Source organism: uncultured Dialister sp. (assembly GCF_900538805.1).
In the GTDB taxonomy this organism is placed as follows: domain Bacteria; phylum Bacillota; class Negativicutes; order Veillonellales; family Dialisteraceae; genus Dialister.
Window position 1 is genome coordinate 1 of the sequence record NZ_UPZP01000076.1, and the last position, 11748, is coordinate 11748.

Sequence of the window (11748 nt, forward strand, 5' to 3'; positions counted from 1 at the left end):
ATAGAGTTTGCTTTTATAAGAATTTTTATGCACTGCTTCGTCATGAGGCTCCTTAAATAGCTCGCTATTCGCGTCGCCCCATTCCTTGCATTGCATAAAAATTCAAGAATAAAAGCGAACAATGAATTAATCAGCGCTTCCTTAAGAACCCTCGGGGCCAAAGGCCCCGTCAACCTTCCCCTTTGAACCCTCTGAACCCTTTGAACCCTCTGAACCCGGGCCGCAAAGCGGCCCCCTGAAGTATTGCCTTTACCGCCTCTTTCGTGTAGCATAAATGGTGTGATATAATACATTTTCTGCAGGGAGGAAGACCATGGAAAATTGGAGGAACCGTATTTCCATAGCCATTACCTTGGATGAAGCGGGGCTCACCCTTCATTCCGATGGAACGAGAAAGGAAACGAAGGCTTTGCTTACGGCAGCCCTATGCTCCCTGCACGGGATTCCTGAAGACCATGTGCAGGACGTGGACGCTTTTCTTGCTGTGCTGGCCGGGTCTTACAGGGAAGACAGAAAATAATTCGATTTCCGGAGGAGAAGGTATGGAAGAAAAACCGGATGCTTTAATCCAGGTCATTGAACACGATAAGGGAAGAATAGAAATCATCATAGATAAGGAGCAGTACCGGCCGCTTATGACATCCCTGTCCCAGGCCATGTGCGGCGCCTTTGACATTGCAGGAGAGCATGACAAAGTGGTTTACCGGACCATCCGGGAGCTGACGCAGCGGGGCATTCGGCAAAGGGAAGGAAGAAATGCCCCTTCCCGCCAGGACCGGTGACAGGAGGAAAGCATGGAAGAATGGACCATCAGGGCCGGTGAGGCAGGGAAAAGGCTGGACGCTTTCCTCCTGGAAAGGAAAGGCTGGGGCCGGTCTTTTTTTATGAAATCCCTACGCACGAAGAAAATCAAAGTGAACGGAAAGAAGGAAGAACCTTCCTACCGGCTGGTGGAAGGGGACCGGGTCCGCTCCTTTGTGCTGGAAGAAAAAAAGACAGCACCCGTGGATATTCTCTACGAGGATGACCACATTCTGGCGGTGAATAAACCCGCCGGACTCCTCTCTCTGGACGTGACAGGGGTGGCAAAGGACACCCTGCTGGACAGAGTGAATCATTTCCTTAGAGCAAAAGGGGAACCCCCTGCCTATCCGGTGCACCGCATCGATTTCAATACCAGCGGCATCCTGATCCTGGCGAAAAATCCAAAGGACGGGGAAATTCTTGACCGCATGATAATGGAAAGGAAAATCCGGAAATCCTACCTCTGCGTGGCAGCCGGCAGGATGACGCCGGAAAAGGGCAGGCTGGAGAACCAGCTCTTCAAGGATGCGAAAAAGAACCGGGTCTACGTGACAGACCATCCGGTGAAGGGCTCCAAAACGGCGGTGACCGAATACGAAGTGAAATCCTTCCGCCAGGGCCTGTCCCTGGTGGAATGCCGCCTCCTCACCGGACGCACCCACCAGATACGCTGCCAGATGGCCCACGCCGGCCATCCCCTCCTGGGAGATGACAAGTACGGCTCCAAGGAATGGAACCGCACAAAAAAAGAAAGACGCCAGCTCCTCTGTTCCTATAAAACCACCTTCGCCTTCGGAGAAGAAGCAGGTCCCCTCTCCTACCTCTCCGGAAGGACCATCAAACTCTCTCGGGTGCCTTTTGTGGAGAAGTATTTTAAGGGAGTAGAGATATAAGGTCGTTCTTACGGTGTTCCCAAATGCAAGAGGGTTCAGGCGCCTTCGGCGCCCGGGTTCTATCGGTCATGTGCTGCGCACTGACCGATGGGTTCCGCCCACAGAGCGGGCTGGTTCAGAGGGAGTTATAAAGTATCGCTGCGCCGACCGCTTCCCGCCGAACACACGTCATCCTGAGCGTAAGCGAAGGATCTCGGTACATGGAGTGAGTGACTCATGGGGGAGTAAATACCGGTCGGCGGGAAGACATCAGACATACTGTATCCCCGAAAGCAAGAGGGTTCAGGCGCCTTCGGCGCCCGGGTTCTATCGGTCATGTGCTGACGCACTGACCGATGGGTTCCGCCCACAGAGCGGGCTGGTTCAGAGGGTAGTTATGAATGCTGCCTGCGGCAGCGCTGCCGCGAAGCGGCGCCTTTTTTATATTTGCGACGCGAGCCGCCACCACACCCTTTGAACCCGCCTGCCAAAGGCAGGCAGAACCCTCTGAACCCTTTGAACCCGGGCCACGCAGTGGCCCCATGAGTGTGTCCCAACTGGCGCCACGGCACGAGGGGCTGTATAATACCTGTTATACATATCAAATTATAAGGAGAAATTTATGGAAAATCGCGACAGTTTTAAATCCCGACTGGGCTTCCTGCTTGTCAGTGCAGGCTGTGCCATCGGCATAGGGAATGTGTGGAAATTTCCCTACATTACAGGAGAATACGGCGGCGCCGTATTTGTCCTCTTTTATCTCTGCTTCCTCCTTCTCATGGGCATTCCCGTGATGACCATGGAACTGGCGGTGGGCCGGGGCGGCAGGAAGAGTGCCGTGGGCGCTTACAAAGCGCTGGAGAAGCCGGGCAGTTTCTGGCACCTGCACGGCTGGTTCTGTATCCTGGGCTGCTACCTCCTCATGATGTACTACACCACCGTATCCGGCTGGATGCTGGCCTATTTCTGGAAATTCCTGACCGGCACCTTCAGCGGGATTTCACAGGACGCCATACCGACGGTCTTTACCGCCATGCTGGGAAGTCCCTGGGAAATGGGAATCTTCATGGCACTCACCGTATTCCTTGGTTTCCTGGTGTGTGGTCTGGGCCTTCATAACGGGGTGGAACGGATTACGAAGGTCATGATGTCCTGCCTCCTCATCCTTATCGTGGTGCTGGCTCTTCACAGCCTTTTCCTGAAAGGCGGTGAACCGGGTCTTGCATTCTACCTCCTGCCGGACTGGGACAGGGCGGTGGAAGCGGGTCTTGGCAATGTGGCGGCCGCAGCCATGAACCAGGCCTTCTTTACACTATCCCTCGGTATCGGTGCCCTGGAAATCTTCGGCAGCTACATGACCGACGATTTCACCTTAACCGGCGAAGCCGTGCGCATTACTGCCCTGGACACCTTCGTGGCCCTTCTTTCAGGACTCATCATTTTCCCCGCCTGCTTTGCCTACGACGTCCATCCTGACCAGGGCCCATCCCTCATTTTCATTACCCTGCCGAAAATCTTCACCGACATGACCGCCGGCAGGCTCTGGGGCACCCTGTTCTTCGTATTCATGACCTTCGCCAGCTTCTCCACGGTGACGGCGGTATTTGAAAACCTCATCGCCTGCGCCATGGATAACTTCGGCTGGACAAGAAAGAAATCGGTGATGGTGAATCTCATCATCGTATTCTTCTTCTCCATCCCCTGCGTCCTGGGATATAACGTCCTTTCCGGCATGCACTTCATCGGTGCCAGGGACGTGCTGGACAGCGAAGATTTCCTGGTAAGCAACCTCCTCCTCCCCGGCGGCGCCCTGGTGTACCTCCTCTTCTGCGTCACCCGCTTCGGCTGGGGCTTTGACAACTACATCGAAGAAGTAAATAAAGGCAGCGGCATGCAAATGCCCCGCTGGCTGAAACCGTACTTCCAGTTCATCCTCCCCATCCTCATCCTGGTCATCCTGATTCGCGGACTTATGTGATGGAAAGCGCCCTTCCGGGGGCGCTTTTTTATTTTGGGAGATACTACTGGCGCTTGGCTGTATTCCCGAAAGCAAAAGGGTTCAGGTGCCTTCGGCACCCGGGTTCTATCGGTCATGTGCTGCGCACTGACCGATGGGTTCGGCCCGGGAACGGCTGCGCCTTCCGGGCTGGTTCAGAGGGGAGTTATAATGCCGCCTGTTGGCGGCAGCCGCGGAGCGGCTATAAAACTCATCGCCCGTAGGGCGATACCACAACCTTCTGAACCCTCTGAACCCTTTGAACCCGGGACCGCTTCGCGGTCCCCATAAGGATATCATTATTTTTCTAAACAGGCTGTCTTTGTGTCATAAAGTATCTTGACTTTTGTAGTATAAAGGTATACTATAAATTTGCTGATGCGAAATAGTGTACAAGAAAGTCAAGTTCATATTTCTTATCTTCATACCTTAAGGAGGGCTATGATGGACGCAAGAGAAAATGCTTATGTTTTATGGTTTGATGAACTGCACAGGAAGGACGTGGCACTGGTTGGCGGGAAGTCTTCTTCCCTGGGTGAACTGACCACCTCCACCGGCGTACCCGTTCCCTATGGCTACGCTACCACAGCTCATGCATACCGCTATTTCATGGAAACCACCGGACAGAACAAGAAAATCCATGAAATGCTGCAGGATCTGAAGGATGTGGAAGATTCCGTGGAACTCCACGAAGTCTGCACCAAGATCCGCGAAAGCATCGTTTCCGCTGAAATGCCGGAAGACCTGGCCAAGGCCATCGGCGACGCTTACGAAGAACTGGCTAAGAAAGTGAATGAGGAAAATCCCTATGTGGCAGTCCGTTCTTCCGCCACCGCCGAAGACTTGCCGGATGCTTCCTTTGCAGGCCAGCAGGATACGTACCTCAACGTCACCGGCCGTGACATGGTGATTCGCAAGGTAAAGGAATGCTACGCATCCACTTTCACCGACCGTGCTGTATACTATCGCGCAAAGAAACATTTCGACCATGAAAATGTGGCCCTCTCTGCAGCAGTGCAGATGATGGCCGATTCCAAGGTGGCCGGCGTTATGTTCACCGTGAACATTGCCAACGGTGACGATTCCTGCGTCATGATCGAAGGCTCCTGGGGCCTTGGGGAATACGTGGTACAGGGCACTGTGACACCGGATAATTTCATCGTCAATAAAGCAGACCTCACCATCAAATCCCGCATTGTGAATGAAAAGTCCATCGAACTGGTTCGCAAACCCGGCGGCGATGTGGAAGAAAGAAAGGTTCCGGAAGAACTGGCTAAATCCCAGGCTCTCACCGACGACCAGGTGGTGAAACTGGCAAGCTATGCCAAGGCCATTGAAAAACACTACGGCTGCTACATGGATATGGAATGGGCTGTGGACCATCAGGACCGCATCTGGATTCTCCAGGCTCGCCCGGAAACCGTATGGTCCAAGAAGAATAAAGAAAAGAAAGCTGGAAATGGAGAAGTGAAAATGACAACTGATCACAAGGTACTGGTTAAAGGTCTTCCCGCAAGCCCGGGAATGGCAGCAGGCAAATGCCATGTAATTACAGATCCGAAGGATATTGATGAATTCCAGGAAGGCGAAGTCCTCGTTACCACCATGACCTCCCCGGACTGGGTACCGGCCATGAAGAAAGCCGTTGCCATTGTTACCGATGCCGGCGGCATGACCTGCCACGCATCCATCGTTTCCCGCGAACTGGGCATTCCCTGCGTTGTCGGCACCAAGAGCCGCAGCGTGGAAGCCACCAAAGTTCTGAAATCCGGCCAGGACATCACCATTGATGCCCAGAACGGCGTCGTTTACGAAGGCATTGTGGAAGACCTGGTGAAGAAGGACGAACCGAAGCAGGCAGCAGGCGCAGCAGGCACCACCGTTGTGGCCGCTGAATACTTTGCACCCACCGGCACCGGCGTCATGATGAACCTGGGGGACCCGGACCTGGCTGACAAATATGCAAGCCTCCCCTGCGACGGCATCGGCCTCATGCGTGAAGAATTCATCTGGACCACCTTCATCCATGAACATCCGCTGTACCTCATCGAACAGGGCAAACCGGAAAAAGTAATCGACATGCTGGCAGAAGGCATCTCCAAAGTATGCCGCGCTTTGGCTCCGCGGCCGGTAGTACTCCGCTTCTCCGACTTCAAGTCCGGCGAATACAGAAACCTCAAGGGCGGTGACAAATACGAACCGGTAGAACCGGCTGACCTCCTGGGCTGGAGAGGCGCTTCCCGCTACTACGATCCCAAGTACACCGCCGCTTTCCGTCTTGAACTGAAGGCAGTAAAGAAAGTCCGTGAAGAATACGGCCTGAAGAACCTGAACTGCATGATCCCCTTCTGCCGCACCGTGGCAGAAGCAGCCAAAGTCACCGCCATCATGAAAGAAGAAGGACTGGAAAGAGGTCCGGACTTCAAACTCTTCCTCATGGCTGAAATCCCGTCCAACATCATCCTGGCTGACCAGTTCAACCAGTACATCGACGGCTACTCCATCGGCTCCAACGATCTCACCATGCTCATCCTGGGCTGCGACAGAAACAACGACACCGTTTCCGCCCTCTTCGATGAAAGAAACCTGGCCATCAAGAGAGCTGTCCGCCACCTCATCGCCACCGCCCACAAAGACGGCAAGACCGTTTCCATCTGCGGGCAGGCACCGTCCGTATATCCTGATTTCACCGAATTTCTGGTGAAGAGCGGCATCGACTACGTATCCGTCAACCCGGATATGGTGAAAGCTACCAAGAGAAACGTAGCCCGCATTGAACAGAGACTCATGCTGGACGCTGCTACCGGAAGAGGACTCAAGGATGTAGAAGACTACACCTGGTAATCAGGGGTATTTTGCAGCCTGACCATTGAAGATTCTGTAAACCGGGGCTGCCCTGCAGTCCCGGTTTCATACTACAGCGAAAAGCAAGAAAGGAGTCAACATGCAGCTCACCAGCCGCCAGAAAGAAATTACCCGCATCGTCCGGGAAAACGGCCCCATCACCGGTGAAATGATAGCAGAACGGCTTCATGTGACCAGAAGCGCCCTCCGCGGCGACCTGGCAGTCCTCCTCTCCGGAGAAGTGATTGCCGCCAGGCGCCGGCTGGGATACTACTACCTGGGCGGCGGAGAGGATCCTGCAGCCGCAGAAATCCGCTCCTGCACCGCCGAAGCCTGTATGTCCCGCCCTGTCCTTGTAAATGCCGACTCCAATGCCTATGACGCCGCCGTCCTCCTTTTCACAGAGGACATCGGCACCCTCTTCGTAGGGAAAGAAGACGACGTACTGGGCGTTGTATCCCGGAAAGACCTTTTGAAATCTGCCATGGGCAGGGAAGACCTGGCCAAAGTGCCCATTTCCATGGTCATGACATCCCGTTCCAAAATGATATACGCAGAGCCCGACGAAGACATGGTTTCCATTGCACAGAAACTCATCGATTATGAAATCGACTGCCTCCCCGTAGGCACCTTTAGAGATGTGGACGGAGAAAGGAAATTCCAGCTCAAAGGCCGGATTTCCAAAACCAATATTACCCGCCTCTTCCTTGAACTGGGACGGGGCAGAAGATAAGGAGGAAAGCCCTTGAATAAAATACCGGAAGTCTACGTTGTTTCCGATTCCCTGGGCGACACGGCGGAAAGCGTGGCCAAAGCCACCATCAGCCAGTTTGATGAAGACATCGACATTGTGCGGGTGCCCTTCATCCGCCATGCGGAACAGATTCAGAAAGTCATAGAAGAAGCAGCCCAGCACGGCGCCGTGGTCTGCCATACCCTGGTGAGTCCGGAACTCCGGCAGACCTTTGAAAAAATGGCGGACGCCAAGAACGTGCGGTACGTGGACATCCTGGGACCCATGATGGACATGGTGGGATCCATTTCCACCACCAAGCCCAGAATGAAACCGGGCATTATCCACAAACTGGACGAAGAATACTTCCGTAAAGTGGAAGCCATCGAATTTGCCGTGAAATACGACGACGGCAAGAATCCCGCCGGCTTCTCCAAGGCCGACGTGGTCTTAATCGGCGTGTCCCGTACATCCAAGACACCGCTGTCCATGTACATGGCCCACAAAAAATACAAAGTAGCCAACCTTCCCCTGGTTCCGGAAGTGCCGCTGCCGGAAGAAATCTTCCACATCCCGCCTTACCGCATCATCGGCCTCATCATCGATCCCTACAAACTCAACACCATCAGAAGCGAACGAATGAAAGCCCTGGGCTTCTCCGGCACTGCCAACTACACCGACATTGCCCGCATAGAAGACGAACTCTCCTACGCCAAGGAAGTCATGCGCCAGCTCCACTGCATGGTCATCGACGTATCCAACAAGGCCATCGAAGAAACGGCCAGCCGCATCATGGCCATCGTCCAGAGAAATAAAGAACTCTACGGAGACAAATACTGATAGAAGAAGACTGCAGAGCCTAAAACTCTGCAGTCTTTCTTTCCCTCTGAACCCTTTTCAGCAGCCCGCGGCGAAGCCGTGCCCTCCTTTTTATTTGCGGCGTCAGCCGCCACCACAACCCTCGGCCCATATGGCCGTCAAACCTGAGAACCCTCTGGCCCGGCAGGGCCGTCAATCTTAAGAACCATTAGCGCCCAAGGACGCTAACTCCTACTGGCAAAAGGCGCCGGAATATGATATGATTAAAAAGTACCTAAATGCGGGTGTAGTTCATCGGTAGAACGCCAGCTTCCCAAGCTGGACAGGAGGGTTCGACTCCCTTCATCCGCTCCAGACGATGAGAAGAACCTTGCAGAAGGTTCTTTTTTTATTTTCAATAAATATTTACAATATTTACTTATATCAAGCTTATAAAAAATATACATTTCTATTTGCAATAATTACCTGAAGTAATTTAATACTCTAAACAGCCAATTCATTGACTTCATGAAAGAAGTAGGTAGATAGAAATGAAAAAAGTAACCATGGCTCTCGCAGCTGCAGGAATTGCGCTTTCCTGCATTTCCATGGGCGTTCAGGCCGCTGACGGCACCGCCGCAGGGGATCCGGGAAGAGACTGGCGCATTGCCCTTTACAACGCAGAAAAGAAAGGACAGCCCGACCAGAACCAGGACATCCACCTCACCGCCCAGGAAAAGGCAGATGTGGAATCCAATAAGGACGCTGTACAGAAAGCGGATGTGAATGACGTACACCAGCAGGGCAGGGATTGGAGAATTGCCCTGAAAAACGCAGGCAAATAATTGATATTTCTTATTTATATACCCTGACTGAAAAGGAGCCATGGAAAATGGGAATCATTTTTCATGGCTCCTTTTTCTTTCCCCTGTTTCCCGCACATTTTCCAAATGACAGCAGCAAGGTTTGCGCCTTTTTCCTGCCGCCTTTCTGCTATGGACAAGGCTTGTTTACGTATTCCTTAAAGTGTATAATGAAAACGTAGTAGTTATAAAACGAATCGTTTTTTACTGAAAGGCCGGAATCATGATGATGAGCAGAATCAGGGAAATGATACAATCACTGAGCTTACCCATCATGATAGTCGGTCTTTTTTTGACGCTCTGCCTTGACTTTTTCCTCTATGACAACCATCGCCGCATGGATGGGGAAGTATTTACGCCCTATGCCATCCATCGTCTGGAAGGCATTGACAACCTGGTGAACTGGTGGGATGTGGTGACCAGGCTCATGGCATCCAAGCTGGAGCATGATGCGCCGGCCTACATGACCCATCCCCTGGAAGCACAGATGGTGATGGCCATGAATCCCATGATTCGCAGTATCCAGATACTGCCGGAAAAGGGGGAGCCCCTTATTATTACAGCGGAAAATTCACGAAAGGTGGATTTTGAAAGCCTTATGAAAGGGCATCTGAAGAAAGCGGCGGACACGGCCCGTCGGGAAAACCGGCTGGTGCTTCTTGACTCCGTGGACGTGGGGCTTTCCCACAAGATGATGGTGCTTGTGCGCCCCGTATTCCGGCATGGAGTGCCGGAGGAGGGCAGCTTCTGGGGGTACATCGTCTTTGCCGTGGACCAGAGGGAAGTGATGAGCCGTACCAATATTTCCAACCTGGGAAAACAGAAGCTCGATTATACCCTTTATCATAAAAACAGCTGGGAAGAGGAGCCCCATCTGGTGAAGGAGCTGGGCCGTACGGAAGAAGGAAATCCCCATGCGGAACGGGTCATTGCAGGGGACATGTGGACCATCATCCTTCGGCCCCAGGGAAGCAATGTGAACTGGATGCTTCTCTTCTTCGCCACTGTGTCGGGCATTTCCCTCTCTGCCATGATTTCCTTCCTCTTCCGTAAAAACGGCATCCTCAAGAAGGCAAATGGCGCCCTGAAGTTAAGCGGCGGCAGGGATCCATTGACCGGCGTGTACAACCGTAAAGGCGGCGACGGGGCAGTGGCGGACTACCTGAAGGCCCATGCCGGAAAGAAGGCCATGGTTATCGCCCTGGATATCGACAATTTCAAACTGGTAAACGATGTATACGGCCACAGCGTAGGCGATGAAGCCCTGAAAACCCTGGTGAGGGACATGAAAGAAATCTTCGGGGAAAAATCCATTATCACCCGAAACGGCGGTGACGAATTCGTCCTCTTCCACCCCTACGAAGACTTCAGCCTGGTGACGAAGGCCATGGATGATTTCACCAGAAATCCCCATACCTTCAAGGCCGGAGACAGGGAAGTGAAATTCTACGCCTCCCTTGGCTGCGCCGCCTATCCGGAGCAGGGAGACTCCTACGGCAGCCTCTGCATCCGCGCCGACTATGCCCTCTACGGAGCCAAGCTGAATGGCAAGGCAGGCTGGCGGCAGTTTGACGACACCATTTCCGTCACCGACAAAAGAAGCCAGTTCGGCTTCAACCTCACCGACGTGGCGGACCACCTCCCCGGCGGCATTCTGGTGCTGAGAGCCACGGAAAAAGAAGAAATCCTCTTCGCCAACAAAGTGATGGTGGACCTTCTGGAATGTGACGACTACGAAGACTTCATGAAATACACCGGCGGCAATTTCCTTTCCGTCATCCACCCCGGCGACGCAGGTCCCATGCAAAAGGAATTACACCGCCAGCTGGACGAAAAGGACAATGCAGAACACATCGACTTCCTATCCTTCCGCATGATAACTAAAAAAGGAAATATCATCGAAGTGGATGATAGTGCCCGGAAATTCACCAATCCCTTCTACGGAGAACTGTACTACGTCTACCTCTATAAAAGAGGGGACCGGCTGAAAATGATGGGGAATTAGTGAGCTGTAAAATCCTGCGGGTTGTAGTCCCACCGCTTGGCACCCCACTTCGCGGTGGGACTAGGAATGTTGAACAGTTGTGTCGTATGTCTCTGCAGGAAAGCATAGAGAGACTTTATTCTGCCCCCCTGAATAGGGGTGGCAAGTGAGACGCTTTCCCGTGGATGCACAGCGAACACATTTTGAAGGAGCGCCAGCGACGCGCAAAATGTAGTGAGTCGTTTCCCCTTTAGGGGGAAGTCCGGCGCAGCCGGATAGGGTGGCTGTGGAGGTCCTGCATAGGACCTCCAAGTCAGCCGAAGTTGGCCCTTAGCCTGCCCATAAAAGGGCCTACCTTTTGGTCGGCTGACCGATGTCAGCGGCCAATCACCGAAACAGTAAATATCGAAAATAACACAAACCTCAAAACTGCCCGCCGAAAGGCGGCCTATAAAACTGCGCCGAAGGCGCCACCACACCCTCTGAACCCTTTGAACCCAAAAGGTTCTTTTTTATTGCCCGAAAAGAGCATAAACCCCACGGTTCCTACTCCCTCACCAGGTGAGAATTCTTATCTTTGGATTTTTAAGCTATGATACATGCAGGAAGTACTTATTTCATGCTTCTGAAGCATGAAATTTTATAAAAACAAAGCATTGGATATGGATAGGAAATGCTTCTATACTATTTTTGAAATGGGAGGATAGGAGGAAATCATGAAAGCAAAAATCATTATAGCCCTTTTCCTGCTGCTTATAGGCATGGGTGACTTAGCGGAGCACTGATTAATTCATAGAGTCTGCTTTTATAAGAATTTTTATGCACTGCTTCGTCATGGGACTCCTTAAATAGCT

General features: G+C 52.6%; 9 protein-coding genes and 1 tRNA gene. All 10 read left to right on the top strand.

Annotated elements, in window-relative coordinates; all coding sequences use genetic code 11:
* Positions 1-313: 313 nt before the first annotated feature.
* The 10 genes from QZQ29_RS07145 (at position 314) to QZQ29_RS07190 (ending at position 10915) form a co-directional block, all read left to right on the top strand.
* Positions 314-520 (top strand): hypothetical protein, encoded by a 207-nt coding sequence (locus QZQ29_RS07145; RefSeq protein WP_296961769.1) that lies wholly within the window; start codon positions 314-316, stop codon positions 518-520.
* 22 nt (positions 521-542) lie between these two features.
* Entirely contained in the window at positions 543-782 is a 240-nt protein-coding gene (locus tag QZQ29_RS07150; RefSeq protein WP_296961772.1) for a hypothetical protein, read from the top strand.
* 12 nt (positions 783-794) lie between these two features.
* Positions 795-1697, top strand: a complete 903-nt coding sequence (locus tag QZQ29_RS07155; RefSeq protein WP_296961775.1) for an RluA family pseudouridine synthase — start codon at positions 795-797, stop codon at positions 1695-1697.
* A gap of 601 nt (positions 1698-2298) precedes the next feature.
* Positions 2299-3654 carry a sodium-dependent transporter gene (locus tag QZQ29_RS07160; RefSeq protein WP_296961778.1) on the top strand — a complete coding sequence of 452 codons (1356 nt, stop codon included), beginning with the start codon at positions 2299-2301 and terminating at the stop codon, positions 3652-3654.
* Positions 3655-4116: 462 nt separating this feature from the next.
* Positions 4117-6516 carry a phosphoenolpyruvate synthase gene (gene ppsA / locus QZQ29_RS07165; protein WP_296961790.1) on the top strand — a complete coding sequence of 800 codons (2400 nt, stop codon included), beginning with the start codon at positions 4117-4119 and terminating at the stop codon, positions 6514-6516.
* A 100-nt stretch (positions 6517-6616) separates the two neighbouring features.
* Complete coding sequence (locus tag QZQ29_RS07170; protein WP_296961781.1) at positions 6617-7249, top strand: helix-turn-helix transcriptional regulator; 633 nt, start codon at positions 6617-6619, stop codon at positions 7247-7249.
* 12 nt (positions 7250-7261) lie between these two features.
* Positions 7262-8089 carry a pyruvate, water dikinase regulatory protein gene (locus tag QZQ29_RS07175; RefSeq protein ID WP_296961784.1) on the top strand — a complete coding sequence of 276 codons (828 nt, stop codon included), beginning with the start codon at positions 7262-7264 and terminating at the stop codon, positions 8087-8089.
* Between the two features lie 259 nt (positions 8090-8348).
* Positions 8349-8422 (top strand) — tRNA-Gly (locus QZQ29_RS07180).
* 176 nt (positions 8423-8598) lie between these two features.
* Positions 8599-8892, top strand: a complete 294-nt coding sequence (locus QZQ29_RS07185; RefSeq protein WP_296961786.1) for a hypothetical protein — start codon at positions 8599-8601, stop codon at positions 8890-8892.
* 292 nt (positions 8893-9184) lie between these two features.
* Positions 9185-10915 (top strand): diguanylate cyclase, encoded by a 1731-nt coding sequence (locus QZQ29_RS07190; protein WP_296961788.1) that lies wholly within the window; start codon positions 9185-9187, stop codon positions 10913-10915.
* Positions 10916-11748: the final 833 nt, after the last annotated feature.

Bases quoted from the DNA above. Each gene is read 5' to 3' on its own strand.
- QZQ29_RS07160 (WP_296961778.1), top strand. From the start codon at position 2,299: ATGGAAAATCGCGACAGTTTTAAATCCCGACTGGGCTTCCTGCTTGTC.
- QZQ29_RS07155 (WP_296961775.1), top strand. From the start codon at position 795: ATGGAAGAATGGACCATCAGGGCCGGTGAGGCAGGGAAAAGGCTGGAC.
- QZQ29_RS07185 (WP_296961786.1), top strand. From the start codon at position 8,599: ATGAAAAAAGTAACCATGGCTCTCGCAGCTGCAGGAATTGCGCTTTCC.
- ppsA (WP_296961790.1), top strand. From the start codon at position 4,117: ATGGACGCAAGAGAAAATGCTTATGTTTTATGGTTTGATGAACTGCAC.
- QZQ29_RS07150 (WP_296961772.1), top strand. From the start codon at position 543: ATGGAAGAAAAACCGGATGCTTTAATCCAGGTCATTGAACACGATAAG.
- QZQ29_RS07170 (WP_296961781.1), top strand. From the start codon at position 6,617: ATGCAGCTCACCAGCCGCCAGAAAGAAATTACCCGCATCGTCCGGGAA.
- QZQ29_RS07190 (WP_296961788.1), top strand. From the start codon at position 9,185: ATGATAGTCGGTCTTTTTTTGACGCTCTGCCTTGACTTTTTCCTCTAT.
- QZQ29_RS07145 (WP_296961769.1), top strand. From the start codon at position 314: ATGGAAAATTGGAGGAACCGTATTTCCATAGCCATTACCTTGGATGAA.